At 59.0% G+C, this 25216-nt stretch carries 38 protein-coding genes; 2 read left to right on the top strand and 36 right to left on the bottom strand.

Annotated features, from left to right (window positions below; genetic code table 11):
• Positions 1 to 9: 9 nt before the first annotated feature.
• From msrP to HHL24_RS22225, 4 genes are all read right to left on the bottom strand, one after another.
• Positions 10 to 1005: a protein-methionine-sulfoxide reductase catalytic subunit MsrP gene (gene msrP / locus HHL24_RS22240; RefSeq protein ID WP_169487540.1), complete on the bottom strand. Its 996-nt coding sequence runs from the start codon at positions 1003 to 1005 to the stop codon at positions 10 to 12.
• 197 nt (positions 1006 to 1202) lie between these two features.
• Complete coding sequence (ccsB, locus tag HHL24_RS22235; RefSeq protein ID WP_169487539.1) at positions 1203 to 2414, bottom strand: c-type cytochrome biogenesis protein CcsB; 1212 nt, start codon at positions 2412 to 2414, stop codon at positions 1203 to 1205.
• 4 nt (positions 2415 to 2418) lie between these two features.
• Positions 2419 to 4641, bottom strand: a complete 2223-nt coding sequence (locus tag HHL24_RS22230; RefSeq protein ID WP_169487538.1) for a cytochrome c biogenesis protein ResB — start codon at positions 4639 to 4641, stop codon at positions 2419 to 2421.
• 114 nt (positions 4642 to 4755) lie between these two features.
• Positions 4756 to 5409 carry a c-type cytochrome gene (locus HHL24_RS22225; RefSeq protein ID WP_169487537.1) on the bottom strand — a complete coding sequence of 218 codons (654 nt, stop codon included), beginning with the start codon at positions 5407 to 5409 and terminating at the stop codon, positions 4756 to 4758.
• A 216-nt stretch (positions 5410 to 5625) separates the two neighbouring features.
• Between HHL24_RS22225 and yihA the strand changes: the two genes are divergently transcribed.
• Positions 5626 to 6282 carry a ribosome biogenesis GTP-binding protein YihA/YsxC gene (yihA, locus tag HHL24_RS22220; RefSeq protein ID WP_169487536.1) on the top strand — a complete coding sequence of 219 codons (657 nt, stop codon included), beginning with the start codon at positions 5626 to 5628 and terminating at the stop codon, positions 6280 to 6282.
• Positions 6283 to 6532: 250 nt separating this feature from the next.
• The gene (hemB, locus tag HHL24_RS22215; RefSeq protein WP_169487535.1) at positions 6533 to 7531 is read left to right on the top strand and encodes a porphobilinogen synthase; all 999 of its coding nucleotides are present in this window, start codon (positions 6533 to 6535) and stop codon (positions 7529 to 7531) included.
• A gap of 169 nt (positions 7532 to 7700) precedes the next feature.
• Here hemB and dsbD read toward each other — a convergent pair whose 3' ends face one another.
• The 32 genes from dsbD to HHL24_RS22055 form a co-directional block, all read right to left on the bottom strand.
• A complete protein-coding gene (gene dsbD, locus HHL24_RS22210; protein ID WP_169487534.1) occupies positions 7701 to 9575 on the bottom strand; it encodes a protein-disulfide reductase DsbD in 1875 nt (624 codons plus the stop codon).
• On the bottom strand, positions 9568 to 9900 hold the full coding sequence (gene cutA / locus HHL24_RS22205) for a divalent-cation tolerance protein CutA (protein ID WP_169487533.1): 333 nt from the start codon (positions 9898 to 9900) through the stop codon (positions 9568 to 9570). The genes dsbD and cutA overlap by 8 nt, the downstream gene beginning before the upstream one ends.
• A gap of 182 nt (positions 9901 to 10082) precedes the next feature.
• On the bottom strand, positions 10083 to 10475 hold the full coding sequence (rplQ, locus tag HHL24_RS22200; RefSeq protein WP_006052227.1) for a 50S ribosomal protein L17: 393 nt from the start codon (positions 10473 to 10475) through the stop codon (positions 10083 to 10085).
• A gap of 181 nt (positions 10476 to 10656) precedes the next feature.
• Positions 10657 to 11634 (bottom strand): DNA-directed RNA polymerase subunit alpha, encoded by a 978-nt coding sequence (locus HHL24_RS22195; protein ID WP_028199575.1) that lies wholly within the window; start codon positions 11632 to 11634, stop codon positions 10657 to 10659.
• A 124-nt stretch (positions 11635 to 11758) separates the two neighbouring features.
• Complete coding sequence (gene rpsD / locus HHL24_RS22190; protein WP_027800372.1) at positions 11759 to 12382, bottom strand: 30S ribosomal protein S4; 624 nt, start codon at positions 12380 to 12382, stop codon at positions 11759 to 11761.
• Positions 12383 to 12538: 156 nt separating this feature from the next.
• Positions 12539 to 12943, bottom strand: coding sequence for a 30S ribosomal protein S11 (gene rpsK, locus HHL24_RS22185; protein WP_006052224.1), 405 nt, complete (start codon positions 12941 to 12943; stop codon positions 12539 to 12541).
• Between the two features lie 28 nt (positions 12944 to 12971).
• Positions 12972 to 13337, bottom strand: a complete 366-nt coding sequence (gene rpsM / locus HHL24_RS22180) for a 30S ribosomal protein S13 (RefSeq protein ID WP_012434566.1) — start codon at positions 13335 to 13337, stop codon at positions 12972 to 12974.
• A 41-nt stretch (positions 13338 to 13378) separates the two neighbouring features.
• On the bottom strand, positions 13379 to 13495 hold the full coding sequence (gene rpmJ / locus HHL24_RS22175; protein WP_004199844.1) for a 50S ribosomal protein L36: 117 nt from the start codon (positions 13493 to 13495) through the stop codon (positions 13379 to 13381).
• Between the two features lie 20 nt (positions 13496 to 13515).
• Positions 13516 to 13734 carry a translation initiation factor IF-1 gene (infA, locus tag HHL24_RS22170; RefSeq protein ID WP_004521905.1) on the bottom strand — a complete coding sequence of 73 codons (219 nt, stop codon included), beginning with the start codon at positions 13732 to 13734 and terminating at the stop codon, positions 13516 to 13518.
• Positions 13735 to 13742: 8 nt separating this feature from the next.
• Positions 13743 to 15089: a preprotein translocase subunit SecY gene (gene secY / locus HHL24_RS22165; RefSeq protein ID WP_063497536.1), complete on the bottom strand. Its 1347-nt coding sequence runs from the start codon at positions 15087 to 15089 to the stop codon at positions 13743 to 13745.
• A 46-nt stretch (positions 15090 to 15135) separates the two neighbouring features.
• Complete coding sequence (rplO, locus tag HHL24_RS22160; RefSeq protein WP_074281990.1) at positions 15136 to 15570, bottom strand: 50S ribosomal protein L15; 435 nt, start codon at positions 15568 to 15570, stop codon at positions 15136 to 15138.
• A gap of 29 nt (positions 15571 to 15599) precedes the next feature.
• Positions 15600 to 15782, bottom strand: coding sequence for a 50S ribosomal protein L30 (gene rpmD, locus HHL24_RS22155; protein WP_028199571.1), 183 nt, complete (start codon positions 15780 to 15782; stop codon positions 15600 to 15602).
• Positions 15783 to 15792: 10 nt separating this feature from the next.
• Positions 15793 to 16311: a 30S ribosomal protein S5 gene (gene rpsE / locus HHL24_RS22150; protein ID WP_006052219.1), complete on the bottom strand. Its 519-nt coding sequence runs from the start codon at positions 16309 to 16311 to the stop codon at positions 15793 to 15795.
• 14 nt (positions 16312 to 16325) lie between these two features.
• Positions 16326 to 16691, bottom strand: coding sequence for a 50S ribosomal protein L18 (gene rplR, locus HHL24_RS22145; RefSeq protein WP_006052218.1), 366 nt, complete (start codon positions 16689 to 16691; stop codon positions 16326 to 16328).
• 12 nt (positions 16692 to 16703) lie between these two features.
• A complete protein-coding gene (gene rplF / locus HHL24_RS22140; RefSeq protein WP_074281989.1) occupies positions 16704 to 17234 on the bottom strand; it encodes a 50S ribosomal protein L6 in 531 nt (176 codons plus the stop codon).
• An 18-nt stretch (positions 17235 to 17252) separates the two neighbouring features.
• Entirely contained in the window at positions 17253 to 17648 is a 396-nt protein-coding gene (gene rpsH, locus HHL24_RS22135; protein WP_006052216.1) for a 30S ribosomal protein S8, read from the bottom strand.
• 14 nt (positions 17649 to 17662) lie between these two features.
• Positions 17663 to 17968, bottom strand: coding sequence for a 30S ribosomal protein S14 (gene rpsN / locus HHL24_RS22130; RefSeq protein WP_006052215.1), 306 nt, complete (start codon positions 17966 to 17968; stop codon positions 17663 to 17665).
• A 7-nt stretch (positions 17969 to 17975) separates the two neighbouring features.
• The gene (rplE, locus tag HHL24_RS22125; RefSeq protein WP_006052214.1) at positions 17976 to 18515 is read right to left on the bottom strand and encodes a 50S ribosomal protein L5; all 540 of its coding nucleotides are present in this window, start codon (positions 18513 to 18515) and stop codon (positions 17976 to 17978) included.
• Positions 18516 to 18532: 17 nt separating this feature from the next.
• Positions 18533 to 18841 carry a 50S ribosomal protein L24 gene (gene rplX / locus HHL24_RS22120; RefSeq protein WP_028199569.1) on the bottom strand — a complete coding sequence of 103 codons (309 nt, stop codon included), beginning with the start codon at positions 18839 to 18841 and terminating at the stop codon, positions 18533 to 18535.
• A gap of 9 nt (positions 18842 to 18850) precedes the next feature.
• Positions 18851 to 19219 carry a 50S ribosomal protein L14 gene (gene rplN / locus HHL24_RS22115; protein WP_006052212.1) on the bottom strand — a complete coding sequence of 123 codons (369 nt, stop codon included), beginning with the start codon at positions 19217 to 19219 and terminating at the stop codon, positions 18851 to 18853.
• Between the two features lie 290 nt (positions 19220 to 19509).
• A complete protein-coding gene (rpsQ, locus tag HHL24_RS22110) occupies positions 19510 to 19782 on the bottom strand; it encodes a 30S ribosomal protein S17 (RefSeq protein ID WP_007180129.1) in 273 nt (90 codons plus the stop codon).
• Positions 19779 to 19973 carry a 50S ribosomal protein L29 gene (gene rpmC / locus HHL24_RS22105; protein WP_007180130.1) on the bottom strand — a complete coding sequence of 65 codons (195 nt, stop codon included), beginning with the start codon at positions 19971 to 19973 and terminating at the stop codon, positions 19779 to 19781. The genes rpsQ and rpmC overlap by 4 nt, the downstream gene beginning before the upstream one ends.
• Before the next feature lie 10 nt (positions 19974 to 19983).
• Entirely contained in the window at positions 19984 to 20400 is a 417-nt protein-coding gene (gene rplP / locus HHL24_RS22100) for a 50S ribosomal protein L16 (RefSeq protein WP_007180131.1), read from the bottom strand.
• 2 nt (positions 20401 to 20402) lie between these two features.
• Complete coding sequence (gene rpsC / locus HHL24_RS22095; protein ID WP_011490053.1) at positions 20403 to 21209, bottom strand: 30S ribosomal protein S3; 807 nt, start codon at positions 21207 to 21209, stop codon at positions 20403 to 20405.
• A gap of 11 nt (positions 21210 to 21220) precedes the next feature.
• Positions 21221 to 21553, bottom strand: a complete 333-nt coding sequence (gene rplV / locus HHL24_RS22090; RefSeq protein WP_197070230.1) for a 50S ribosomal protein L22 — start codon at positions 21551 to 21553, stop codon at positions 21221 to 21223.
• 7 nt (positions 21554 to 21560) lie between these two features.
• Positions 21561 to 21836, bottom strand: a complete 276-nt coding sequence (rpsS, locus tag HHL24_RS22085) for a 30S ribosomal protein S19 (protein WP_054036552.1) — start codon at positions 21834 to 21836, stop codon at positions 21561 to 21563.
• A 10-nt stretch (positions 21837 to 21846) separates the two neighbouring features.
• Positions 21847 to 22674 (bottom strand): 50S ribosomal protein L2, encoded by an 828-nt coding sequence (gene rplB, locus HHL24_RS22080; RefSeq protein WP_169487532.1) that lies wholly within the window; start codon positions 22672 to 22674, stop codon positions 21847 to 21849.
• Between the two features lie 2 nt (positions 22675 to 22676).
• Positions 22677 to 22991, bottom strand: coding sequence for a 50S ribosomal protein L23 (gene rplW / locus HHL24_RS22075; protein WP_007180135.1), 315 nt, complete (start codon positions 22989 to 22991; stop codon positions 22677 to 22679).
• Positions 22988 to 23608 (bottom strand): 50S ribosomal protein L4, encoded by a 621-nt coding sequence (gene rplD, locus HHL24_RS22070; RefSeq protein WP_007180136.1) that lies wholly within the window; start codon positions 23606 to 23608, stop codon positions 22988 to 22990. The genes rplW and rplD overlap by 4 nt, the downstream gene beginning before the upstream one ends.
• Positions 23608 to 24267, bottom strand: a complete 660-nt coding sequence (rplC, locus tag HHL24_RS22065) for a 50S ribosomal protein L3 (protein ID WP_007180137.1) — start codon at positions 24265 to 24267, stop codon at positions 23608 to 23610. The genes rplD and rplC overlap by 1 nt, the downstream gene beginning before the upstream one ends.
• A gap of 212 nt (positions 24268 to 24479) precedes the next feature.
• Complete coding sequence (gene rpsJ, locus HHL24_RS22060) at positions 24480 to 24791, bottom strand: 30S ribosomal protein S10 (RefSeq protein WP_006998489.1); 312 nt, start codon at positions 24789 to 24791, stop codon at positions 24480 to 24482.
• 126 nt (positions 24792 to 24917) lie between these two features.
• Positions 24918 to 25216: EF-Tu C-terminal domain-related protein (locus tag HHL24_RS22055; protein ID WP_456238532.1), on the bottom strand; the 299-nt coding region annotated here is incomplete at its 5' end.

The raw sequence follows: 25216 nt of genomic DNA, 5'->3' as shown, positions 1-25216 counted from the left end.
TCTCGCCGCTCAAAAATTCTTCTTCAGGTCCATGCCCTGATACAGCGACGCGACCTGATCGCCGTAGCCGTTGAACATCAACGTCTTTCGCTTGGGCGTGAAGAACCCGTCTTCGCCGATGCGCCGCTCGGTGGCCTGGCTCCAGCGCGGGTGATCGACGTTCGGATTCACATTCGAATAGAAGCCGTATTCGTTTGACGCGTACGTATTCCAGCTGGTCGGCGGCTGCTTGTCGAGGAAGCGGATCTTCACCAGCGACTTCGCGCTCTTGAAGCCGTATTTCCACGGCACCACCACACGGATCGGCGCGCCGTTCTGATTCGGCAGCACCTGGCCGTAGAGGCCCATCGTCAGCAGTGTCAGCGGATTCATCGCTTCGTCCATCCGCAGACCTTCGGTGTACGGCCAGTCGAGTACCGGCGTCGACAGGCCGGGCATTTGCGACGGATCGGCGAGCGTGATGAATTGCACGTATTTGGCATTACCAGTCGGCTGCACGCGCTTGATCAACTCCGCGAGCGGCACGCCGATCCACGGAATCACCATCGACCAACCTTCGACACAACGCAATCGGTACACGCGCTCCTCGAGCGGCGCGAGCTTCAGCAATTCGTCGATGTCGTACACCTTCGGATTCTTGATTTCGCCCTCGACACTCACCTTCCACGGATGCGGGCGCAACGTACCGGCGTTGTGCGCGGGATCCGCTTTGTCGGTGCCGAACTCGTAGTAGTTGTTGTACGTGGTGATGTCCTTGTACGGCGTGATCTTGTCGAGCGCGACGAACTTCGCGTTGGTCTTCGCCGTGAGCTTTTGGGCCTTCGGATCTGGCGATGAATACGCTGCCAGCGCTTCACCATTCACGCCGATCAGGCTGCCGAGGGCTAACGCACCCGCAGCCTGCAAAACGCGCCGCCGGTTCTCAAAGACACGCTGCGGCGTGATTTCGCTGCGTGCAATGTCATCGCCGACGAGTTGAATTCTGTCGCTTCGCTTGATCCACATCGTGCTGCTCCTTGCCGGCCCACCGGTTGTCTATCTTACGGGGCCATATTGATGATCGGCTCGTTTAGCCATTCGCCCAGCCATCTTTAGGTACTGCTCTAACGAACACCCTGGATGCAGCGAATATTCCGCCAGACGTAAAAAAACCGCCGGTGCGAAACACGCGGCGGTTCTTAGTCGGCTCAGAACGGCAGATCTTACAGCTTGCCGTAACTATGCAGCCCCGACAGGAACATATTGACGCCGAGGAACGCGAAGGTCGTCACCAGCAGGCCGGTCAGCGCCCACCATGCAGCCACCGCGCCGCGCAGGCCCTTCATCAAGCGCATATGAAGCCAGGCTGCGTAGTTCAGCCAGACGATTAGCGCCCACGTTTCCTTCGGGTCCCAGCTCCAATAACCGCCCCATGCTTCAGCGGCCCACAGCGCGCCGAGGATCGTCGCGATCGTGAAGAACGCGAAGCCGACGGCGATCGACTTGTACATCAGGTCGTCGAGCACATCGAGCGGCGGCAGGCGGTCTGCCAGTACGCCGCGCTCTTTCGCCAGATACGCGACGCCGACCATTGCCGACAGCGCGAAGCTGCCATAGCCAATGAAGTTAGCCGGCACGTGGATCTTCATCCACCAACTCTGCAGCGCCGGCACGAGCGGCTGGATCTGCTGCGCGTCACGAGCGACCGAGTACCACATCAGGAAGCCGACCGCTGCACTGATCACCAGCAGCACGAATGCGCCGAGCGCACGCGTGTTGTAGTGCTGCTCGTAGTACAGGTAGAACAAGGCAGTGATCAGGCTGAACAGCACGAACACTTCGTACAGGTTCGAGATTGGAATATGACCGACGTCCGCGCCGATCAGATACGACTCGTACCAGCGCACCATCAAACCGACGAAGCCCATCACCACTGCGGCCCACGTCATTTTCGAACCGATCGCAGCGCCGGTGGGTGAACGCGATAGCAGGCCGATCCAGTAGAAGACGGTGGCAAATACAAAGAGCGCGCTCATCCACAGAATCGCGGACTGGCTCGACAGGAAATATTTGAGGAAGAACGCGTTATCCGCGCGCGTCAGATCGCCGTGATAGATCTGGATCGCCAGCAGCGACAGCGCGGCGATGCCCACCATCAGCGGACGCACCGGCTTCCAGCGCCAGCCGAGCACGACGAACACCGGCACTGCGCAGCACAGCACCAATTTGTCGTAGTAATTCATGAACGGGTAATAGCGCGAAAGCGCGAACCCCGCGCCCGCGACCATCACGACGGCGAACAGCCAGTCGACGATACCAAGCCGTTTCAGAAACGGCCGCTCGTCATACTGCGCGACGTTGAGTGCCTCATTCGCGAACGCCTTCTGCGGCCGCGAGGGTGAAGAGGAGGATGAAGAAACCTGAGTCAAGTCCATGATCTTACCGGGTCGAATCTTGTGAGCGTGCGGACGGCGCGCCGGCATTGCCGGGTTTGTCGGATGCGCCGGCGGCGTCGGATGCTTCAGTGAGTTTGGCGCCAAGCGCGGCGCCGACAGCGTCGCGCGTTTGGACGAACTCCTTCTCGAAATCGAGCGTTTTTCGCGCGCTCGACATCGCCATCACGACATTCGTGCCGTGATCGGTATCTTTAAGCCAGAACCAGAGGCGCCGTTCGCGGACGTAGAACATCGAAAAGATGCCCAACACGAGGAGCAGGCTGCCAAGATACACGACTTTTTTGCCCGGCGCGCGCGTCAACTGAAATACCGAAGCTTGCACCTGCTTGAATGAGTCAAGCTGCAAGTAGACCGGCGAACCATACAAAAAGCTGTCAGATATCGCATTGATCGAGCTTTGGATAAAGCGGCTGGCGTCCGCATTGGCCTGTGCATCCGGCTCGCCCAGCTGCTCACGCGACAGTTGCCACAGGTCCCACGTCGCGCCTTCCAGCATGCGCAGCAGCAAACCCGCAGCCTTTTCCTGCTCGCCCTTGGGCACCGAATGATCGATGAACCCGGCAATCGCCTGGAAGCCGCCGACCGTCTGGCCGTTCGGCATCTTGATACTGTTGTCCGCACCGGCAAACAGGGTCAGGACACGCAGCGCGCTTTCTTCCAGATGCTGTTGCAGTTCGGTATTCGAACCTGGCACCGAGCGCAGCGCAAATCGGTGAGCTGCTGCTGCGCGCATGGTCGGGTTTTCGAGCGTCGCGCGCAGATTCATCCATTCCTTGACGGTACCGCCGGTGTCGGCGGGAATCCGCAGGTAGCGGAATGGGTCGTCCGGATTCAGGCGCATGCCGGCGAGGAACATCTTTTCGCCAGCAACGTCCACCGGCAGCATGTAGTTGTTGTACTCGCGCGCCTGGCCGTCCTTGTCGCGCACCTTGTACTGCACCGACGGGCCGACGTTATGCAGATCGAGTGGCTTCGAGCTCTTGGCACCGGAGCCGAGGCGCTCGTCGAACGCCTCCTTAAGCGTGCGATGCGCGGCGACGCCACGGGCATCGGTCTGGCCGCTGCCATTCGAGACGTTTTCGACGTTGATCGCGCGGAAATCGGTGAATTCGACGGTCTGGCCGTCAGCCAGCGGCGTGGCCGTGCTCAACGGCGCATTGCCGCCGATCGTGCCGCCGAACGGCGCGGTTTTCGCGCTCGCGCCGGACATCGGGTACGCAGTCATCTGCATCTGCGAGCCGCCGTCCTGGAAGCTCGACTGATAGATCGACACGCCGTCGTAGGTGAACGGCTTGTTCACTTCGACCCGCGCCGGCACGCGCGCGCCCGTCTTATGGTCGACCACCACGATGTCGCTCGCGAACAGCTTCGGCATGCCGGTCGAGTAGTAATCGACAATGAACTTGTTGAGTTCGATCGAGAACGGCAGATCCTGGATCAGCGAGCCGTCCGGTTGGTTCAGGATCGCCGTCGACACATGCTGCCCTTCCGGCACCCATGCGTACCCGCGGAAAGTCGGGTTCGATTGCGACAGGCGATGTTCCGGCGGAATGTCGTTGATCACCGTGTTGGCGCGGATCGGCGACTTGTCGAACAGCCACATTTGCAGCTTGATGGGCAGATTGCTGTCGAGCAGTCCGCCCAGACAGATCACCACAATCGCAATGTGCGCGGAGATGTAGCCGAACTTGGTCAGCGCGCCGCGCTTGGCGGCGATCAGCGTTGCACCATCCGACTCACGTGTGACGAACTTGTAGCCGAGCTTGGCCGAGAGTTTGGCAAGCACCGCCGAGGTCTGCGCGCGCGTGCCGTGGACTGCGAACTCGCCCTTGTGATGGAATGCCCGCAAGCTGCCTTCGCGGACCTTGTCTTTCCAGCTCTTGGCGTCCGCAACCATTTTCGGCGCATTGCGGATCACGCACAGCGACACCGACACCATCAGGAAGCCGAGAATCAGCATGAACCACCACGAGCTGTACACCGTGTACAGGCTCAGCGAGCGGAAGATGTCCGCCCAGAACGGGCCGAACTGATTGACGTAATTGGGATAGGGGTCGTCCTGCGTGAGGACGGTGCCGATGATGCTGGCGATCGACAGAATCACAAGCAACGAGATCGCGAAGCGCATCGAACTCAATACCTCGATGATGCTGCGCGTAACGCGATTGCCCGACTTCGACTGCAAACCCGACGTGGTGACGCTCATTCATACTCCGACTGAACAGCAAAAAAGGGTGAAGGGCTGTCGTAGGCACGACGCCCTCACCCTTTTCTTGTTTTGTACCGGCCTCGCCGGGCCGGTTGCTTGCGTGCGGACTTCTTAGTGCAAGCCCGCGATGTAATCGGCTACAGCCTTGATATCGCTGTCCGGTAGACGCGATGCAATTGCGTGCATCGCCTCATTGTTGTTGCGTGCGCCCGGACCCTGCGTGAACGCGGTCAACTGCGCCACGGTGTATTCGGCCCACTGCCCCGACAGACGCGGATACTGCGACGGAATCCCTTGACCGGTCGGCCCGTGGCAGCTTGCGCATGCCGGTACCGCCCTGTCCACAATGCCGCCGCGATAAATCTTCTGACCCAGCGGGACGGTGTCCTTGTTATGCGCGTAGCCTGGCTTCGGGGCCTGCGTCGAGAAATAAGCCGCCACGTTGACCATGTCCTGATCGGACAGCGCCGCAGCCATGCCCGCCATGATCGCATTGTTGCGCGCGGGCTGCTTGGCGCCCGGCTGCGTCTTGAAATCCATCAGCTGCTTGACGAGATACTCAGGATGCTGCCCTGCCAGCTTCGGATACGCGCCGCCGGCACTGTTACCATCCGCGCCGTGGCATGACGCGCAAACCTGCACCGCGATTGCCTGCCCCCGATTAATGTCCGGTTTTGCCGGATCTGCTGCTCGTGCCTGAATTGCCAAACCTGAAAGACCTGCCGCTACTTGAAGCACCATCAGAGTCTTGCACAGTCGATTCATTCGCACACCCTGTTTCGTCTTGTGGGATTTTAGAGGTTCTGCAAAATACGACGGCAACTGAGTGACCACTAAGAGCCGCCAAGGCACGCGGGCTGGCCCCCTCAGGTTTTCAGTAAACCATCGTATTGTACAATAACTCGCTAATCGCTAAGACGCCAGTCGGGCTTGACCCGTCCCCACTCCGGGTTCCCCGGCGTCTCGAATCCTGGCCTGATCATGTCTTCCTTCCTGCTCCACCAATCCCGCTTTTTCACGACCGTCAATCACTTGCGTGATCTGCCGGCCACCGCGCAACCCGAGATCTGCTTTGCTGGACGCTCGAATGCAGGCAAGTCGACGGCCATCAATATTCTGTGCAACCAGAAGCGCCTCGCGTTCGCCAGTAAGACACCGGGCCGCACGCAGCACATCAATTATTTCTCGGTGGGCAAGGAGGACGAGCCGACTGCGCACCTGGTCGACCTGCCGGGCTACGGTTATGCGGAAGTGCCGGGCGCGGCCAAGGCTCACTGGGAAGCACTGCTCTCCACCTACCTGCAATCGCGCTCGCAATTGCGCGGCATGATCCTGATGATGGACTCGCGCCGACCGTTGACGGATCTGGACCGGCGGATGATCGAGTGGTTCGCGCCGACCGGCAAGCCGATTCACACGCTGCTGACGAAGTGCGACAAATTGACGCGCCAGGAAAGTGTCAATGCCTTGCGTGCGACGCAGAAAGGTTTGGCCGAATATCGTGCCGCCGGCTATCAGGGCGAATTGACCGCGCAGTTGTTCTCGGCGCTCAAACGCGTCGGCATCGACGAAGCACACGAGCTGATCGAAAGCTGGCTGATCCCCGGTGCGAAGGGCGAAGCAGACGCGCCGCAGTAATCGCGCGGCTTCTACGAGCCCAGGCAAAAGCGCCTTTTCGGCCGCCCATAAAAAAACCCGCCGCTTTAACGGCGGGTCAAACAGCCTAATCGAAAAAACGACAGGCACCCGCTCAGGGAGGAGAAGCGGGGAGGTCAGCGCAAGGCGCCTTGCTCGATCGGTATGATATACCATTGTCTCGAAAAGTTTCCGGGAGCGGAGGCAGGCGTTAATTGCCCACTCCACACATCCACGTTTCTTCGATTCGTTTATGAGCTTCTACCCGCACTACCGTCCGCGCCGCATGCGCCGTGACGACTTCTCGCGCCGTCTGATGCGAGAAAACATCCTCACCACCAACGATCTGATCTACCCCGTGTTTATCGTCGAAGGCACCAACGTGCGGCAAGCCGTACCGTCGATGCCGGGCGTCGAGCGCGTGTCGGTGGATCTGCTGATGGGCGTGGCCGAGCAATGCGTCGAGTTGGGCGTGCCGGTGCTGTCGCTCTTCCCGGCAATCGAACCCTCCCTGAAGACGCCTGACGGCCGCGAAGCGACTAATCCCGCCGGTTTGATCCCGCGCGCGGTTCGCGAACTGAAAAAGAACTTCCCTGATCTCGGCGTGCTTACCGACGTCGCACTCGATCCGTATACGAGCCACGGCCAGGACGGCGTGCTCGACGAAGCCGGCTATGTGATCAACGACGAGACCGTCGAGATTCTCGTGGAACAGGCGCGTGCGCAAGCTGAAGCGGGTGTCGATATCGTCGCGCCCTCGGACATGATGGACGGCCGCATCGGCGCGATCCGCGAAATGCTCGAGAGCGAGGGCTATATCCACACGCGCATCATGGCTTACGCGGCTAAATTCGCGTCGGCGTTTTACGGCCCGTTCCGCGATGCCGTCGGTTCCGCGACGAACCTCGGCAAGGGCAACAAGATGACCTATCAGATGGACCCGGCCAATTCGAATGAAGCGCTGCGCGAAGTGCAAGCGGACATCGAGGAAGGCGCGGACATGGTGATGGTCAAGCCGGGTATGCCGTATCTGGACATCGTGCGTCGCGTGAAGGACGAGTTCAAGTTTCCGACTTACGTGTATCAGGTCAGCGGCGAATACGCGATGCTGAAGGCGGCCGCGCAGAATGGCTGGCTCGATCACGACAAGGCGATGATGGAATCGCTGCTGGCGTTCAAGCGGGCGGGCGCGGATGGCGTGCTGACCTACTTCGCGCTGGATGCCGCGCGAATTTTGCGCTCGCAGAAGTGATTTGACAGGTCGCTTTGCCGGCGACGTTGGTCTTCTGAAGGCTAAAAAAACAAACGGAGGCCGACTCTAAGTCGTGCCTCCGTTTGTTTATGCTCGTTCTGGCGTGCGCCCTTTACGGGCGCGTCGGCGCGGGTTTCTTTGCGCGCTCAGGCAGGCGCGCTGCTTTGCGTTACGCCCCGGGCGCGCTCGCGCGATCGAGGGTGCGCAAAAACTTGTCCGCGGACTCGTAGCCGACGACGCGCAGCACTTCCTTGCCACCCTGATCGAAAAAGATGATGCCCGGCGGCCCGAACAGGCTGAAGCGCTTGAGCAGCATCTGATCGTCGGCGTTATTCGCGGTGACGTCGGCGCGCAGCAGGTTCATCTGCTTCAACTTCGCCTGAACGCGCGGATCGCTAAAGGTGAACTTCTCCATCTCTTTGCAGCTCACACACCAGTCTGCGTAAAAATCGAGCATAGCGGGCTGCGCAGCCGTTTTGACGGCCTCGTCGAGCTCGGTTGAGGAACGAACCGAAGCGAAGGTCAGATCGCTCTGTGACGCTGTATTCGGCTTGTTGGAGGCACTTGCCACGCTAGCCTCCCCGCCGCCGCGCGCGGCCAGGACAGCTAGCGGACGCAGAGGATCGGACGAACCTGCAGCCAGCCCGACCAGCAGCACCGCAGCCCAGATTGCCAGCGCCGCGCCGATACCGCGGCCGAGCCGGCGCCACACCGAAGCGCCCACCGCCGGGGCCGCGAAAAGACCAAGCCCGGCGGCGGCAATCAGCAACCACAGCGCACTCAACAGCATGGTCGCGGTCGCACCGAGCACCGGCCAGACGATCCACAGGGCCGCAGCAAGCAACACCACGCCGAAGAACACCTTGACGCCGTTCATCCATACGCCGGCGCGTGGCAGCAAAGTCCCGGCGCCAAGTCCGATGATCAGGAGGGGCACGCCGAGCCCGAGTCCCATTGAGAATAGCGCCGCGCCGCCGAGCAACGCGTCGCCCGTATGCGCGATGAACGCAAGCACGGCAAAGAGTGGCGCGGTCATGCAGGCGCCAACCACCAATGCGGATAGGGCGCCCATTACGGCCACCGCCGCAAACTTGCCACCGGAACGCGCGGTCGACGCACGCGACACGCCGTCCTGCCAACGCTGAGGCAACGCGATGTCCAAGCCCGCGATCAGGGTCAGCGCGAAAACGGTCAGCAGTACGCCGAACGTCCCGAGCACCCACGGGTTCTGCAGCCACGCGCCAAGGCTCTGTCCAACGAGCGCTGCCGCAATGCCAAGCGCCGTGTACACGAGCGCCATGCCGATCACGTACGCCAGCGACAACGCAAAGCCGCGGGCACGCGTCACCCGCGCGCCTTCGCCGATGATGATCGCAGACAGGATTGGAATCATCGGATACGAGCATGGGAGCAGACTGAGCACGGCGCCGGCCACGAAATAGAGCCCGATGATCGCGAAGAAGCCGCCGCCCTGCAGCAGCGACTCGGCGTAATCGGCGCTGGTGGCACGCTCATACCATGGCGCCCCGCCTGCTGAGGATAGCTGCGTCGCTGCGGTAGCCGCCGCGCTGCCGACCGGCTGCAAAGCCTCGCCGCTCACGTGGTACACGCGCTCCATCGGCGGATAGCAGATGCCGGCATCGGCACAGCCTTGAGACGTGACAGCCAGGTCGAACGGCCCTTGGGCCTGTTTCACCGGGATGCGGATCGTCAGCTCATTGCGATATGTTTCGACGTTCTTGTTGAAGGTCTGATCGAACTTGACGTGGCCTGCCGGCAATTCTGGCTCGCCGATTGTCGTCGCGCCGTTACGGGTCGCGAACGCGAAGCGTTCGCGGTACATGTAGTAGCCATCGGCGATCTTGTAGGTGACGTCGACTTCGCCGGGTTTCTCCGTCGCGCTGAATTTGAAGGCGACGGCGGGATCGAGGAAATCGTCCGCAGCGCGGGCAAGCGTGCCGAACTGAGCGAAAATCAGGCAACCGAGCAGGAAGAAGATAGCGTGCAACGCATGGCGCGCACGTCGATTAAGACCGTTAAACATGGAGAGGGCGTTGGGTTTCAGCAGTGATCCACTGGCCGTACGCGGCCGATGCCGTCGCTTGCCATGAAAGGATTTCCGGCGTGTCGTAGGGATGATGCGCCTGAATGTACTGCTCGAGTTCGAGCGCGCGTGCCAAGCTCGTCTTGAACAGCAACTGGATCTCCTGCGCCGTTTCGATCGCACCCTGCCAGCGGTAACTGGACTGCACAGTCCCCAACTGCGTGACGCACGCGCACAGGCGCGCGGCCAATGCATCCGCGGCGAGCTTCTGAGCAACGGCGGCATCCGGTACCGTCGTCAGAATCAAGGTCACATTCACGCTCACAAAGGCTCCGGCCAGCACGATTCAGGTGCCGATATCGTATCACCTAGCCTCGCGGTGCCGCGGGGGCGCCCGCGGCGAACATGCGGCATTTGGCCGCCATGTTTACGTTGCGGGGATGAACTGCGCCGCAAGAAACAAAAAAGCCAGGCTCGGTGCCTGGCTTTTTTTCGATGCAAAAAAGCTTACTCAGCTTCTTGCACTTCAACTTCTTCGACTTCCGGACGGTCCAGCAATTCGACCAGTGCCATCGGTGCATTGTCGCCGACGCGGAAGCCGAACTTCAGAACACGCAGGTAGCCGCCCGGACGGGTAGCGTAACGCGGGCCGAGGACTTCGAACAGCTTCGTGACCGAGTCACGATCGCGCAGGCGGTTGAACGCCAGACGACGATTTGCCAGCGACGGCTTCTTGCCGAGCGTGATCAGCGGCTCGACAACTTTACGGAGTTCTTTCGCCTTCGGCAGCGTCGTCTTGATGACTTCGTGCTCGATCAACGAGTTGGACATGTTACGGAGCATTGCCAGACGGTGGCTGCTCGTGCGGTTCAGTTTCCGCAGACCATGACGGTGACGCATGTTAATTCCTTCGATTCAAAGTTTTGGTCCAGCTCTTCTATCGCGCTCGATCTACCCTCGGTTTCCCAACGGTGACGAGTGCACGGGCCGGTAGTGAAAAAAGACAAGACGCGGATTTTAAGGGAAAATCCGCGTCTTTGCCAGTGCAACAGCGGGTTCTGCCCCGGGATGACTTCTCGACTTACTTGTCCAAACCTGCCGGCGGCCAGTTTTCGAGCTTCATGCCGAGCGTCAAACCACGCGACGCCAGTACTTCCTTGATTTCGTTCAACGACTTGCGACCCAGATTCGGGGTCTTGAGCAACTCGTTTTCCGTGCGCTGGATCAGGTCGCCGATGTAGTAAATGTTCTCGGCCTTCAGGCAGTTCGCGGAACGAACCGTCAGTTCGAGATCATCAACCGGACGCAGCAGGATCGGATCGATCTGCGGCGCACGCGACGGCGCTTCAGCCGTAGCTTCGGTGCCTTCCAGAGCAGCGAACACCGACAGTTGATCGACCAGAATACGCGCCGATTGACGGATCGCTTCTTCCGGGGAGATCACACCGTTGGTCTCGATGTTCATCACGAGCTTGTCGAGGTCGGTACGCTGTTCGACGCGCGCGCTTTCAACGGCGTAGCTCACGCGGCGAACCGGCGAGAACGACGCGTCCAGCACGATACGGCCGATGATCTTGGCCGACTCTTCGCCGTAACGACGCACATTGCCCGGCACATAACCACGGCCCTTTTCGACCTTGATCTGCACGTCGAGCTTACCGCCCTTCGACAGATGCGCAATCACGTGATCCGGGTTGATCACTTCGCAATCGTGCGCGAGTTCGATGTCGCCAGCGGTGACAACGCCTTCGCCTTCCTTGCGCAGCGTAACCGTCACTTCGTCACGGTTATGCAGCTTGAACACCACGCCCTTCAGGTTCAACAACAGGTTGACCACATCCTCTTGCACACCGTCGAGCGTCGAATACTCATGTACGACGCCTGCGATCGTCACTTCGGTCGGCGCGTAGCCCACCATCGACGACAGCAGCACGCGCCGAAGCGCGTTACCCAAGGTATGGCCGTAACCGCGTTCAAACGGTTCCATGACCACTTTCGCGTGGCTTTCGCCAAGCGATTCAACTGCGATGATCTTGGGCTTCAACAAACTGGTTTGCATAGGTTTTCCTTTTCAATACCCTCGGCTCGTTACACCGATAAGGCTGACCGGTAACAACCTGAAAATAAACAGCCGAGACCCCCCCTTGCGCAACGCAATCGGGGTGCCCCGGCCGTTAATCCGATTACCGCGAATACAATTCGACGATCAGGCTTTCGTTGATATCGCCAGCGATGTCGCTGCGTTCCGGCTTGCTCTTGAACGTACCTTCGAACTTCTTCGAATCGACAGCAACCCAGCTCGGCAGACCGCCTTGCTCAGCCAGCGACAGCGCTTCGAGAATACGCGCCTGCTTCTTCTTTTGTTCGCGCACTGCGACGACGTCGCCTGCCTTCACTTGCATCGACGGGATGTTCGACACAACGCCGTTCACCGTGATCGCCTTGTGGCTCACGAGCTGACGCGCTTCAGCGCGCGTCGAGCCGAAGCCCATGCGATACACGACGTTGTCGAGACGCGATTCGAGCAATTGCAGCAGGTTTTCACCCGTGTTGCCCTTCAGGCGGTCGGCTTCAGCGAAGTAACGGCGGAATTGACGCTCGAGGACACCGTAGATGCGCTTCACTTTTTGCTTTTCGCGCAGCTGCGTGCCGTAGTCGGACGTACGTGCACCCGACGTGCGGCCGTGTTGGCCAGGCTTGCTGTCAAGCTTGCACTTGTCAGCGAGCGAACGACGGGCGCTTTTCAGGAAGAGGTCAGTGCCTTCACGGCGGGACAGCTTGGCCTTAGGGCCGATATAACGTGCCACGTTGATTCCTTCTATGATTAATCACACGAATGCATGCACTCGCGCTAGTCCGAACCCTTTGGGTCGAACGGTGGGCTTAGTCAATTCAATAGCGCAAGCAGCCTGTGGTCGCCGGCTTGAACACCGGCGGCAACAGGCGCTAGCGAAAACAGCGTCTTAGATACGACGACGCTTCGGCGGACGGCAGCCGTTGTGCGGGACCGGGGTCACGTCGGAGATCGCCGTGATCTTGATGCCAAGACCATGCAACGCGCGCACCGCCGACTCACGGCCAGGACCGGGGCCCTTGATCCGCACTTCGAGGTTCTTCACGCCGTATTCCATCGCCACGCGGCCAGCCGATTCGGCTGCCACCTGGGCGGCAAACGGGGTCGATTTACGCGAACCCTTGAAGCCCTGACCACCCGACGTTGCCCAAGCAAGTGCATTGCCTTGACGATCGGTGATCGTGATGATGGTGTTGTTGAACGACGCGTGAACGTGAACCACGCCCTCGGCGACGTTCTTCTTGACCTTCTTGCGAACGCGTTGCGCCGCGGAGTTGTTCGAAGCCTTAGCCATTACGTTTTCCTGTAACTGTCAGTTCCGCTTACTTCTTCAGCGATTGCGCTGCACGACGCGGACCCTTGCGCGTACGGGCATTCGTACGCGTGCGTTGGCCACGCAGGGGCAAGCCCTTGCGATGACGCACGCCACGGTAGCAGCCGAGATCCATCAGGCGCTTAATGTTCATCGTCGTTTCACGGCGCAGATCGCCTTCAACGATGAACTTGCCGACTTCTTCACGCAGCTTTTCGAGGTCTGCGTCGTTCAGGTCCTTGACCTTCTTCGAAAATGCCACACCAGCAGCGACGCAAATGTCGCGCGAGCGCGTGCGGCCGACACCGTAAATAGCCGTCAGGCCGATTTCGGTATGCTGGTGATTCGGGATGTTAACCCCTGCGATACGAGCCATTGTTTTTCCTCAAACAAAAAGCGCAGCAAAAAGCGCGGCGTTCAGCCTTGACGCTGTTTGTGGCGCGGATCAGAGCTGCAAATCACGCGCACAACGCCTTTGCGCTTGATGATCTTGCAATTGCGGCAAATGCGCTTAACCGATGCCATCACTTTCATGATATTACCCTTTTTTCAAATCACTTCGCCCGGAACACGATCCGCGCACGCGACAGATCGTAAGGCGTCAATTCAACCGTTACCTTGTCGCCCGGCAAGATTCGGATGTAGTGCATCCGCATCTTGCCGGATATGTGTCCCAATACGACATGGCCGTTTTCCAGCTTCACCCTAAAGGTAGCGTTAGGCAGGTTTTCGATGACTTCACCCTGCATCTGGATAACATCGTCTTTGGCCATAAGTCCTTTCAACGCATCGGGACGCCGCCGCCTTTGAAATTAGCTTTCTTCAGCAGCGATTCATACTGTTGCGACATAACGTACGACTGCACCTGCGCCATGAAATCCATTGTGACGACGACAATGATCAGCAGCGACGTTCCACCAAAATAAAACGGCACGTTCCAGCGCAGTACCAAAAATTCAGGCAGCAGACAAACAAACACGATATAGATCGCACCAGCCAGCGTCAGACGCGTCAGGATACGGTCGATGTATCGCGCCGTTTGATCGCCCGGGCGGATGCCTGGGACGAAAGCGCCACTCTTTTTCAGGTTGTCGGCCGTTTCTCTGCTGTTGAACACCAGTGCGGTGTAGAAAAAGCAGAAGAAGACGATCGCCAACGCGTACAGCAACACGTACACGGGTTGACCGGGCTTAAGGGCTTCGGCCACGTTGTGCAACGTGTCTGCGAACCAGCTGGTACGCGACCCCGAACTAAACCAGTTCAGGATGGTTGCCGGGAAGAGAATGATCGACGATGCAAAGATCGGCGGAATCACGCCCGACATATTCAACTTCAGCGGCAGATGCGAAGACTGTCCGCCGTAAATCTTGTTACCGACTTGCCGCTTGGCGTAATTCACAAGAATCTTGCGCTGGCCGCGTTCGATGAACACCACCAGATACGTCACACCAGCAATCAGCGCAACCACGATAATCGCCGAGATGATGCTCATCGAGCCGGTTCGCACCAGTTCGAAAAGACCACCGATTGCGTTGGGGAAACCCGCCGCAATACCGCCGAAGATGATGATCGAGATACCGTTACCCAACCCACGTTCCGTGATCTGCTCACCCAGCCACATCAGGAACATCGTGCCGGTCACCAGCGTCACGACCGTCGTCAACCGAAATACCATCCCCGGATCGATCACCAGGCCCGGCTGATTTTCCAGTGCGACGGCAATGCCGAACGCCTGGAACGTCGCCAGCAGGACCGTAAAGATACGCGTGTACTGCGTAATCTTCCGTTGACCCGCCTGCCCTTCCTTTTTCAGCGCTTCCAGCTGTGGCGAGACGATCGCCAGCAACTGCATGATGATCGACGCCGAAATGTACGGCATGATCCCCAGCGCAAAAATCGTGAACCGCGAAAGTGCACCACCCGAGAACATGTTGAACATGCCCAGGATGCCGCCCGACTGGCTTTGGAACAACTTTGCCAGCTGGTCCGGGTCAATACCCGGCACCGGAATGTGCGCGCCGATACGGTAGACGATCAACGCCAGCAGCAGGAACACTGCACGCCGACGCAGATCGCCAAACTTCGCCGCGCTGCGACCGGGTTTTGCGAGACTCGGACTGTTAGCCAAGTACCTTCTCCGATGCAAATGCTAGTGACGGCAAATAACTTGCGCGTTACTCGGCAAAAGAGCCGCCGGCTGCTTCAATAGCAGCGCGCGCACCCTTCGTCGCACCCAGACCCTTCACAACGACCTTGCGCTTGAGCTCGCCCGTCGCGATGATCTTGGCGCTCTTGATCAGCTCGCCGAGCAGGCCGGCTTGCTTCAGAGCCAGCAGATCGATTTCGTCGACCGGCAGCTTTTCCAGATCAGAGAGACGCACTTCACCGACGAATTCCTTCGTCAGCGAGGTGAAGCCACGCTTCGGCAGGCGACGTTGCAGCGGCATCTGACCGCCTTCGAAGCCAACCTTGTGAAAGCCGCCCGAACGCGACTTCTGACCCTTGTGACCACGGCCAGCAGTCTTGCCCAGACCGGAGCCGATACCACGGCCGACGCGACGCTTAGCGTGCTTCGAGCCTTCAGCCGGCTTCAGGTTATTCAATTCCATTATCAACTCCTTGAGTCCTGGTCAGCCGCTTAGCCGATGACCTTAACGAGGTACGAAACCTTGTTGATCATGCCGCGCACAGCCGGCGTGTCCTGCAACTCGCTAACCGAATTGAGTCGGCGCAGACCCAAGCCACGCACCGTTGCACGGTGCGTTTCACGGGTGCCGATCAAGCTCTTGACGAGCTGGACCTTGACAGTTTTATCAGACATGGTGTCCACCTTAGCCCAGAATATCTTCGACGGACTTGCCGCGCTTCGCCGCGATATCACCCGGCGTCGACTGCTTGCGCAGACCGTCGAGCGTTGCACGAACGAGGTTGTACGGGTTCGTCGAACCGTGGCTCTTGGCCACAACGTTCTGCACGCCCATCACGTCGAACACTGCGCGCATCGGGCCGCCAGCGATCACACCGGTACCGTCCTTGGCCGGAGCCAGGAGGACCATCGATGCGCCGTGCTTCCCGTGCACTTCGTGTTGCAGGGTACCGTTCTTAAGCGGCACCTTGAACATGTTGCGGCGAGCCTGTTCCATCGCCTTCTGAACAGCGACCGGCACTTCCTTCGCCTTGCCCTTGCCCATACCGACGCGGCCATCACCGTCGCCAACCACGGTCAGTGCGGCAAAACCGAGAATCCGGCCGCCCTTCACAACCTTGGTCACGCGGTTGACCGAAATCATCTTTTCGCGCAGGCCGTCGTCGCGTTCGTCAGCCTGAACTTTCGCTTGCATCTTTGCCATGACGAATTCTTCCCTTAGAACTTGAGTCCGGCTTCGCGCGCCGCATCAGCCAGCGCTTTCACGCGGCCGTGGTAACGGAAACCCGAACGGTCGAAGGCGACGGATTCGATGCCGGCAGCCTTAGCCTTTTCTGCAATGCGCTTACCGATCAGCGTAGCAGCAGCGACGTTGCCGCCCTTGCCCGTTTGATCAGCCAGTTGCGCACGCACTTCGGCTTCGAGCGTCGACGCGCTGGCGAGCACCTTGGTGCCGCACGGCGAGAACACTTGCGCATAGATGTGCGTGTTCGTGCGATGCACGGCGAGACGCGCGACCTGCAGCTCAGCGATCTTGATACGCGTCTGACGAGCGCGGCGCAGGCGAGATTGAGTCTTATCCATGATTGCGCACCCTTACTTCTTCTTCGTTTCTTTGAGGATCACAACCTCATTGGCGTAACGCACACCCTTGCCCTTATAGGGCTCCGGCGGGCGATAGCCGCGCACTTCTGCAGCGACCTGGCCAACTTGTTGCTTATTGATCCCCTTGATCACGATTTCGGTTTGCGTCGGGGTTTCAGCCTTGACGCCTTCCGGCATCTGGTGCACCACGGGGTGCGAGAAACCCAGCGACAGGTTCAGCTTGTCGCCTTGCGCCTGTGCGCGGTAACCGACGCCAACCAGCGTCAGCTTGCGCTCGAAACCCTTCGTCACGCCGTTCACCATGTTCGCAACCAGTGCGCGCATCGTGCCCGACATCGCATTCGCTTCGCGGCTTTCGTCAGCCGGCTCGAACTTCAGCGTGCCGTTGTCGTTCACCACCTTCACGAGGCTGTTAGCAGCCTGCGAAATCGTACCCAGCGGACCCTTGACGGTAATGCGTTCGTCGCTCAGGGCCACTTCTGCGCCTTGCAGCGCGATCGGGCTTTTACCTACTCGAGACATGTTTCTCTCCTTTCGGCCTTAAGCGACGTAGCAGATGACTTCGCCGCCAACGCCCGTTGCACGCGCCTTGCGGTCCGTCATCACGCCCTTCGGCGTCGACACGATTGCCACGCCGAGGCCATTCATGACCACGGGGATGTCGTTACGGCCGCGGTACACACGCAGACCAGGCTTCGAAACGCGTTCAATGCGCTCGATCACCGGACGGCCAGCGTAGTACTTCAACACGATGTTCAATTCAGACTTCGCACCTTCGGACTTCACTGCGAAATCATCGATATAGCCTTCGTCCTTCAGGACCTGCGCAATCGCAACCTTGACTTTCGACGAGGGCATTGTCACCGAAACTTTCTCAACCATCTGCGCGTTGCGGATGCGAGTCAGCATATCGGCGATAGGATCACTCATGCTCATTTACGTTTCTCCTATTACCAGCTCGCCTTGGTCAGGCCAGGGATCTCGCCGCGGAACGCGATTTCGCGAATCTTGTTACGCGCCAGCCCGAATTTACGGAACGTGCCACGTGGGCGACCGGTAATTGCGCAACGATTGCGCTTACGGGTCGGGTTAGAGTTGCGCGGCAGTTGTTGCAGTTCCAGACGTGCTGCGTAATGCTCTTCGTCCGACTTGCTCATATCGCCGATGATCGCTTTCAGCTCAGCACGCTTGGGAGCGTACTTAGCGGCCAGGCGAGCACGCTTCTTTTCACGTTCGATCAGTGCCAGTTTAGCCACGGTAACCTCAGTTTCTGAACGGGAACTTGAAGCTGGCGAGCAGAGCCTTTGCTTCGTCGTCGGTCTTCGCAGTTGTCGTGATGCTGATGTTCAGCCCACGCAGTGCGTCGATCTTGTCGTAGTCGATTTCGGGGAAAATGATCTGCTCTTTCACACCGATGTTGTAGTTGCCGCGACCATCGAACGCACGACCCGACACGCCACGGAAGTCACGTACACGGGGGAGCGCAACCGTCACGAAACGGTCCAGAAATTCGTACATTGCCTGACCACGCAACGTGACCATTGCACCGATCGGATAGCCCTGACGGATCTTGAAGCCAGCGATTGCCTTGCGTGCCTTCGTGATCACCGGCTTCTGGCCTGCGATCTTCGTCAGGTCGCCAACGGCGTTTTCGATGATCTTCTTGTCAGCAACCGCCTCGCCAAGGCCCATGTTCAGGGTGATCTTGGTGATGCGCGGCACTTCCATCACGGACTTGTAACCGAACTTCTCGATGAGGCCGGGTACAACCTTCTCTTTGTAAAACTCTTGCAAACGAGCCATTTTTTTACTCCGCAGCGTCAGGCGCTCAGCACAGCACCGGTCGTCTTAAGGAAACGGACTTTCTTGTCTCCTTCGACCTTGATGCCTACACGCGACGCCTTGCCATTCGCGTCGACCAATGCGACGTTCGAAATTTGCAGCGGCATCGTCTTGGCTTCCACACCGCCCGTCGTACCCTTCATCGGGTTCGGCTTGACGTGCTTCTTGACGAGGTTGATACCCTCGACAATCACCTTGTCTTCGCCTACGGACAGCACGACGCCGCGCTTGCCTTTATCTTTGCCGGTGATGACGATAACTTCGTCACCTTTGCGAATCTTGTTCATCGCGACTCCTTACAGCACTTCAGGTGCCAACGAAACGATCTTCATGAATCGTTCGCTGCGCAACTCGCGCGTAACAGGCCCGAAAATACGGGTGCCAATAGGTTCGAGCTTGGCATTCAACAGCACTGCAGCATTGCCATCGAACTTGATCAGCGAGCCGTCTTGACGACGCACGCCCTTGGCGGTGCGAACCACCACGGCGTTATAAATTTCGCCTTTCTTCACGCGCCCGCGCGGCGTTGCTTCTTTGACGGTCACCTTGATGATGTCGCCAATGCTGGCATAACGACGCTTCGAGCCGCCGAGAACCTTGATGCACATGACTTCACGCGCACCGGTGTTGTCGGCCACTTCAAGCCGAGTTTCGGTCTGGATCATGGTTTATCTTTCCCAACTTAATCCGGTCACACCACCATGGCGTACCCGGTCAGTCTTGGTCCCGTCAGCCAATCGGCTGCTTGGGTATGAACAGCAGCGACGGCAAACGAAACCCGCCATCGCAATCCGGTGAATCCTTCGGAACAGACTGGCGCCTGAACCGCTTCCCCCACCAACTTCGCCCGCGACGGGGCTCCCATAAAAGAGGGAAGACCGAGATCATATCACATGATCCCGGTCTTGCAAGCGAAACTTACTGCGATTTCAACTACTTCTACAACTTTGCGGCGTCAGATGACGCGAGCAGCCTCGACCAGGCGAGCCACAACCCAAGCTTTCGTCTTCGAAATCGGACGCGTTTCCTGGATTTCAACGAGGTCACCCTCGTTGTACGTGTTCGCATCGTCGTGCGCGTGGTACTTCTTCGAACGCACAACGTACTTGCCGTAGATCGGGTGCTTCACGCGGTGCTCAACCAGCACGGTGACCGTCTTGTCCATCTTGTTGCTGACGACCTTGCCGACCAGCGTCCGCTTGAGCGAGGTTTTTACGCTATCGTTCATTTCTGGTTCGCCTTCTCAGTCAGGACGGTCCGCACACGTGCGATGTCGCGACGAACCTTCTTTAGCTGGCTCGTGTTCGTGAGCTGCTGGGTCGCGAGTTGCATGCGCAGGCCGAATTGCGCCTTCAACAGGTCCGACAGCTCCTTGTTGAGCGCGGCCTGATCTTTCTGGTGAAGTTCGGAAGCCTTCATCATTTACTCCTTAGGCGCCGAGCTGACGCACGATAAACGTCGTCTTAAGCGGCAGCTTAGCTGCAGCCAGACGGAACGCTTCGCGTGCCAGCTCTTCGGTTACGCCGTCCATTTCGTACAGCATCTTGCCCGGTTGAATCTCCGCGACGTAGTACTCAGGGTTACCTTTACCGTTACCCATACGTACTTCAGCCGGCTTGTGCGAGATCGGCTTGTCCGGGAAGATGCGGATCCAGATGCGGCCACCACGCTTGATGTGACGCGTCATTGCACGACGTGCCGCTTCAATCTGGCGCGCGGTCAAGCGACCACGACCGATAGCCTTCAGGCCGAACTCACCGAACGACACCGCGTTGCCGCGGGTAGCGATACCGGTGTTACGACCCTTCTGCTCTTTGCGATACTTTCTGCGTTTCGGTTGCAGCATCGTTATTCTCCAGTCTTCCCGCCGTCGCCGGCACCGCCAGCACGACGGGGAGCGCCACGGCGTGCACCTGCCGGGCCACCACCTTCACCATCGCGACGCGGACGGCGATCTCCACCCGGGCGTGCGTTGCGGCGCGGACGCTTTTCTTCGGCGACTTCTTCAACCACCGGTGCGTCGTTGCGGCCGAGCGTGTCGCCCTTGTAGACCCACACCTTCACGCCGATGATGCCGTACGTCGTCTTCGCTTCCGAAGTTGCGTAGTCGATATCAGCACGCAGCGTATGAAGGGGCACGCGACCTTCGCGATACCATTCCGTACGAGCGATTTCAATACCGTTCAGGCGGCCGGCGCTCATGATCTTGATGCCTTGAGCACCCAGACGCATGGCGTTTTGCATCGCACGCTTCATTGCGCGGCGGAACATAATCCGGCGCTCGAGTTGTTGCGTGATCGAATCGGCGATCAGTTGCGCATCGGTTTCCGGCTTACGGATTTCTTCGATGTTGACGTGGACCGGAACGCCCATGCGGCGTTGCAGTTCCGACTTCAGCAGCTCGATATCCTCGCCCTTCTTACCGATGACCACACCCGGACGCGAGCTATAAATCGTGATGCGCGCGTTTTTCGCCGGACGCTCGATAACGACGCGACCAACCGAAGCGTTTTTCAGCTTCTTCTTCAGGTATTCACGAACACCGATGTCTTCCTGCAACATCGCCGCGAAATTGTTGTTGTTCGCGTACCAACGCGACGCCCAATTGCGGCTGACGGCCAAACGGAAGCCAGTCGGATGAATTTTCTGTCCCATCGTATGACCCCTTAATTCCCGACCGTCACAGTGATGTGACAGGATTGCTTCTCGATGCGGTTACCGCGGCCTTTAGCGCGCGCGGTAAAACGCTTCAGCGAGGCAGCCTTGTCGACCATGATGCTCGTAACTTTGAGCTCGTCGATATCGGCGCCTTCGTTATGCTCCGCATTCGCGATCGCCGACAGGACGACCTTTTTCACGATTCCCGCAGCCTTCTTCGGCGAGAACGTCAGAACGTTCAGCGCCTTGTCGACCGGCAAACCGCGGATCTGGTCAGCCACAAGGCGCGTTTTCTGCGCCGAGATGCGGGCACCGCGATGAATTGCTTTCACTTCCATCATGAGCCCCTTATTTCTTAGCCTTCTTGTCGGCTGCGTGACCCTTGAACGTCCGGGTCAATGCAAACTCGCCAAGCTTGTGGCCGACCATGTTTTCCGAGATGTACACCGGAACGTGTTGACGGCCGTTATGCACAGCAATCGTCAAACCGATGAAATCCGGCAGAATCGTCGAACGACGCGACCAGGTTTTGATCGGCTTCTTGTCACGCGCAGCGGCTGCCGACTCAACTTTCTTCAGCAAATGGGCGTCGCAGAACGGACCTTTTTTTACAGAACGTGCCATTGCCTACTCCTTAACGCTTGTGACGGCGCTGGACGATCATGCTCGTCGTGCGCTTGTTGCTGCGGGTGCGATAACCCTTAGCAGGCGTGCCCCACGGGCTCACCGGATCGCGACCTGCAGCCGTCTTGCCTTCACCACCGCCGTGCGGGTGATCGACCGGGTTCATTGCAACGCCACGCACCGTCGGGCGGATACCGCGCCAGCGATTCGCGCCAGCCTTACCGATTTGACGGAGGCTATGCTCTTCGTTGCCAACTTCACCAATCGTCGCGCGGCATTCAACGTGAACGCGGCGGATTTCACCCGAGCGCAGGCGGACCTGTGCGTAGATGCCTTCACGAGCCAGCAACATCGCCGACGTGCCAGCCGAACGCGCCATTTGCGCGCCCTTGCCCGGCAGCATTTCGATGCAGTGAATCGTCGTACCGACCGGGATATTGCGGATCGGCAGCGTGTTACCTGCGCGGATCGGAGCTTCCGAACCCGACATCAGTTGCTGGCCAACCGTCAACCCCTTCGGAGCGATGATGTACTTGCGCTCGCCGTCTGCGTACAGAACCAGCGCGATGTTCGCGCTACGGTTCGGATCGTACTCAAGACGTTCGACCTTCGCCGGAATGCCGTCCTTGTTGCGACGGAAATCGACGACACGGTAATGATGCTTATGACCACCACCCTTATGGCGCGTGGTGATGTGGCCGTTGTTGTTACGGCCGGCGGTCGTGGATTGCGAGTCGAGCAGCGGTGCGAACGGCTTGCCCTTATGCAGATCCTTGTTGACCACCTTGACCATCGCACGGCGACCCGGCGAAGTCGGCTTAACTTTAACGATTGCCATGATTACTTGGCCTCCGCTTCAAAGTTGATTTCCTGGCCGGGCTTCAGGCAGACGTACGCCTTCTTCACGTCCTTGCGCTTGCCCATGAAGCGGCCAAAGCGCTTGGCTTTGCCCTTCGAGACCAGCACGTTGACGGAATTGACTTCCACCTTGAACAGCAGCTCGACTGCAGCTTTCACTTCCTGCTTCGTGGCATCGGGCGCGACTTCGAACACAACTTGCTCGTTCTTGTCGGCCACCAGCGTCGCCTTTTCGGAGATCACCGGCGCGAGCAGGACCTGCATCAAACGATGATCGTTCTTGCGAATCTCGCTCATGACAGCAACTCCTCGATCTGGGCGACCGCAGCCTTCGTGATCAGGATCTTCTTGAAGTAGATCAGCGACAGCGGGTCGGCGTAACGCGGCTCGACAACTGCCACATGGGCGAGGTTGCGCGACGCGAGGTACAGGTTTTCGTCAACCGTGTCGGTAATCACCAGCACGGAGTCGAGACCCATCGCCTTGAATTTTTCGGCCAGCAGCTTCGTCTTCGGCGCCTCGAGCGTCAGCTCGTCAACCACCGAGATGCGGCCTTCGCGAGCCAGCTGCGAAAAGATCGAGCAGAGACCTGCGCGATGCATCTTCTTGTTGACCTTGTGCGAAAAGTTTTCTTCCGGCGAATTCGGGAAGATCCGGCCACCGCCGCGCCACAACGGGCTCGACGACATACCGGCACGGGCGCGGCCCGTACCCTTCTGGCGCCACGGCTTCTTGGTCGTGTGCTTGACTTGCTCACGGTCCTTCTGCGCGCGGTTACCGCTACGGGCATTCGCTTGATACGCCACCACAACCTGGTGAATCAGGGCTTCGTTGTAATCGCGGCCGAACACTACGTCCGACGCGCTAACGCCTGCACCTTCCTGACCATTGGCATTCAGGAGCTTAAGTTCCATTATTTCGCTCCTTTCACGGCACGCGTCTTCACGGCCGGCGTAACGAATACCTTGCCACCCTTCGCACCCGGAACGGCGCCCTTGACCAGCAACAGCTTGCGGTCAGCGTCGATACGAGCGATTTCGAGGTTTTGCACGGTTACCGTATCGTCACCCATGTGACCGGTCATGCGCTTACCCGGGAAAACACGACCCGGATCCTGCGCCATACCGATCGAACCCGGCACGTTGTGCGAGCGCGAGTTACCGTGCGATGCACGGCCGGATGCGAAGTTGTAACGCTTGATAGTACCGGCGTAGCCCTTACCGATCGACACGCCTTGCACGTCGACCTTCTGGCCTACTTCGAACAGGTCGGGACCGACCACGGTGCCGTTCGACAACTCGGCAGCCTTGGCAGCATCGATCTGGAATTCTTTGAGGATTTCACCGGCTTGAACACCGGCTTTGGCGAGATGACCGGCCAACGGCTTCGTCACACGCGATGCACGGCGCGTACCGAATGCAACCTGCACGGCTGTGTAGCCGTCGGTTTCAACAGTCTTGATCTGCGTCACGCGGTTGTCGGACACGTCCAGCACGGTAACGGGAATCGAATCCCCTTCTGCCGTGAAGATACGGGTCATGCCAACCTTGCGACCTACGAGTCCAAGGCTCATCGTTTTCTCCATTCCCGACTGCGATTGGTCGGGGCTAATTTACAAAATGCCGGTGCCGTTTCGGGCATGCGCTTCGGATGAAACCATGCTGCAGCACACCGACTTTTTTGCGCAAATGCGCGAAAAGCCCACTATTGTAGCGAGGCTTTTCGTTTTCCGCAAGCAATCAATGACTTAGCGTTGCCCGGCACGCTGGACAACCTCTGGAAGCCTTATTGGAGCTTGATTTCCACGTCCACGCCAGCCGGCAGGTCCAGCTTCATCAGTGCGTCAACGGTCTTGTCCGTCGGGTCGACGATGTCCATCAGGCGTTGGTGCGTACGGATTTCGAGCTGATCGCGCGACGTCTTGTTGACGTGCGGCGAACGCAGGATGTCGAAACGTTGAATGCGGGTCGGCAGGGGCACCGGACCACGAACGATTGCGCCAGTCCGCTTTGCCGTGTCGACGATTTCAGCTGCCGATTGATCGATCAGGCGATAGTCGAAAGCCTTCAGGCGAATGCGGATTTTCTGGTTCTGCATGACAATTCCTTGGAAAGAGCGAGGCGGTATTGCGCCGCCAGATAGTAAAAGAACGTAGAGCCGGGCACCCGCTGTGGGCTGGCGCCCGGCTCCGGGCACCACTTACTGCAACTTCAACCCGCGATTTTACTCGAGAATCTTAGCAACCACACCTGCGCCGACCGTACGGCCGCCTTCGCGGATTGCGAAGCGCAGACCTTCTTCCATCGCGATCGGGTTGATCAACTTCACCGTGATCGACACGTTGTCGCCCGGCATGACCATTTCCTTGTCCTTCGGCAACTCGATCGAGCCCGTCACGTCCGTCGTACGGAAGTAGAACTGCGGACGATAGTTGTTGAAGAACGGCGTGTGACGACCACCTTCGTCCTTGCTCAGCACGTACACTTCAGCCGTGAAGTGCGTGTGCGGGTTGATCGAACCCG

Source organism: Paraburkholderia polaris (genome assembly GCF_012927345.1).
Classification (GTDB): domain Bacteria; phylum Pseudomonadota; class Gammaproteobacteria; order Burkholderiales; family Burkholderiaceae; genus Paraburkholderia; species Paraburkholderia polaris.
Note: the sequence above shows the minus strand (reverse complement) of the source record. Positions and strands in the feature narration are given on the sequence as shown.

Excerpts from the sequence above, each read along its gene's own strand:
- msrP (WP_169487540.1), bottom strand. The coding sequence starts at position 1,005 with ATGTGGATCAAGCGAAGCGACAGAATTCAACTCGTCGGCGATGACATT.
- ccsB (WP_169487539.1), bottom strand. The coding sequence starts at position 2,414 with ATGGACTTGACTCAGGTTTCTTCATCCTCCTCTTCACCCTCGCGGCCG.
- HHL24_RS22230 (WP_169487538.1), bottom strand. The coding sequence starts at position 4,641 with ATGAGCGTCACCACGTCGGGTTTGCAGTCGAAGTCGGGCAATCGCGTT.
- HHL24_RS22225 (WP_169487537.1), bottom strand. The coding sequence starts at position 5,409 with ATGAATCGACTGTGCAAGACTCTGATGGTGCTTCAAGTAGCGGCAGGT.
- yihA (WP_169487536.1), top strand. The coding sequence starts at position 5,626 with ATGTCTTCCTTCCTGCTCCACCAATCCCGCTTTTTCACGACCGTCAAT.
- hemB (WP_169487535.1), top strand. The coding sequence starts at position 6,533 with ATGAGCTTCTACCCGCACTACCGTCCGCGCCGCATGCGCCGTGACGAC.
- dsbD (WP_169487534.1), bottom strand. The coding sequence starts at position 9,575 with ATGTTTAACGGTCTTAATCGACGTGCGCGCCATGCGTTGCACGCTATC.
- rplQ (WP_006052227.1), bottom strand. The coding sequence starts at position 10,475 with ATGCGTCACCGTCATGGTCTGCGGAAACTGAACCGCACGAGCAGCCAC.
- HHL24_RS22195 (WP_028199575.1), bottom strand. The coding sequence starts at position 11,634 with ATGCAAACCAGTTTGTTGAAGCCCAAGATCATCGCAGTTGAATCGCTT.
- rpsK (WP_006052224.1), bottom strand. The coding sequence starts at position 12,943 with ATGGCTAAGGCTTCGAACAACTCCGCGGCGCAACGCGTTCGCAAGAAG.
- rpsM (WP_012434566.1), bottom strand. The coding sequence starts at position 13,337 with ATGGCTCGTATCGCAGGGGTTAACATCCCGAATCACCAGCATACCGAA.
- rpmJ (WP_004199844.1), bottom strand. The coding sequence starts at position 13,495 with ATGAAAGTGATGGCATCGGTTAAGCGCATTTGCCGCAATTGCAAGATC.
- infA (WP_004521905.1), bottom strand. The coding sequence starts at position 13,734 with ATGGCCAAAGACGATGTTATCCAGATGCAGGGTGAAGTCATCGAAAAC.
- rplO (WP_074281990.1), bottom strand. The coding sequence starts at position 15,570 with ATGGAATTGAATAACCTGAAGCCGGCTGAAGGCTCGAAGCACGCTAAG.
- rpmD (WP_028199571.1), bottom strand. The coding sequence starts at position 15,782 with ATGTCTGATAAAACTGTCAAGGTCCAGCTCGTCAAGAGCTTGATCGGC.
- rpsE (WP_006052219.1), bottom strand. The coding sequence starts at position 16,311 with ATGGCAAAGATGCAAGCGAAAGTTCAGGCTGACGAACGCGACGACGGC.
- rplR (WP_006052218.1), bottom strand. The coding sequence starts at position 16,691 with ATGGATAAGACTCAATCTCGCCTGCGCCGCGCTCGTCAGACGCGTATC.
- rplF (WP_074281989.1), bottom strand. The coding sequence starts at position 17,234 with ATGTCTCGAGTAGGTAAAAGCCCGATCGCGCTGCAAGGCGCAGAAGTG.
- rpsH (WP_006052216.1), bottom strand. The coding sequence starts at position 17,648 with ATGAGCATGAGTGATCCTATCGCCGATATGCTGACTCGCATCCGCAAC.
- rplE (WP_006052214.1), bottom strand. The coding sequence starts at position 18,515 with ATGGCTCGTTTGCAAGAGTTTTACAAAGAGAAGGTTGTACCCGGCCTC.
- rplX (WP_028199569.1), bottom strand. The coding sequence starts at position 18,841 with ATGAACAAGATTCGCAAAGGTGACGAAGTTATCGTCATCACCGGCAAA.
- rplN (WP_006052212.1), bottom strand. The coding sequence starts at position 19,219 with ATGATCCAGACCGAAACTCGGCTTGAAGTGGCCGACAACACCGGTGCG.
- rpsQ (WP_007180129.1), bottom strand. The coding sequence starts at position 19,782 with ATGAACGATAGCGTAAAAACCTCGCTCAAGCGGACGCTGGTCGGCAAG.
- rpmC (WP_007180130.1), bottom strand. The coding sequence starts at position 19,973 with ATGAAGGCTTCCGAACTTCACCAGAAAGATCAGGCCGCGCTCAACAAG.
- rplP (WP_007180131.1), bottom strand. The coding sequence starts at position 20,400 with ATGCTGCAACCGAAACGCAGAAAGTATCGCAAAGAGCAGAAGGGTCGT.
- rpsC (WP_011490053.1), bottom strand. The coding sequence starts at position 21,209 with ATGGGACAGAAAATTCATCCGACTGGCTTCCGTTTGGCCGTCAGCCGC.
- rplV (WP_197070230.1), bottom strand. The coding sequence starts at position 21,553 with ATGATGGAAGTGAAAGCAATTCATCGCGGTGCCCGCATCTCGGCGCAG.
- rpsS (WP_054036552.1), bottom strand. The coding sequence starts at position 21,836 with ATGGCACGTTCTGTAAAAAAAGGTCCGTTCTGCGACGCCCATTTGCTG.
- rplB (WP_169487532.1), bottom strand. The coding sequence starts at position 22,674 with ATGGCAATCGTTAAAGTTAAGCCGACTTCGCCGGGTCGCCGTGCGATG.
- rplW (WP_007180135.1), bottom strand. The coding sequence starts at position 22,991 with ATGAGCGAGATTCGCAAGAACGATCATCGTTTGATGCAGGTCCTGCTC.
- rplD (WP_007180136.1), bottom strand. The coding sequence starts at position 23,608 with ATGGAACTTAAGCTCCTGAATGCCAATGGTCAGGAAGGTGCAGGCGTT.
- rplC (WP_007180137.1), bottom strand. The coding sequence starts at position 24,267 with ATGAGCCTTGGACTCGTAGGTCGCAAGGTTGGCATGACCCGTATCTTC.
- rpsJ (WP_006998489.1), bottom strand. The coding sequence starts at position 24,791 with ATGCAGAACCAGAAAATCCGCATTCGCCTGAAGGCTTTCGACTATCGC.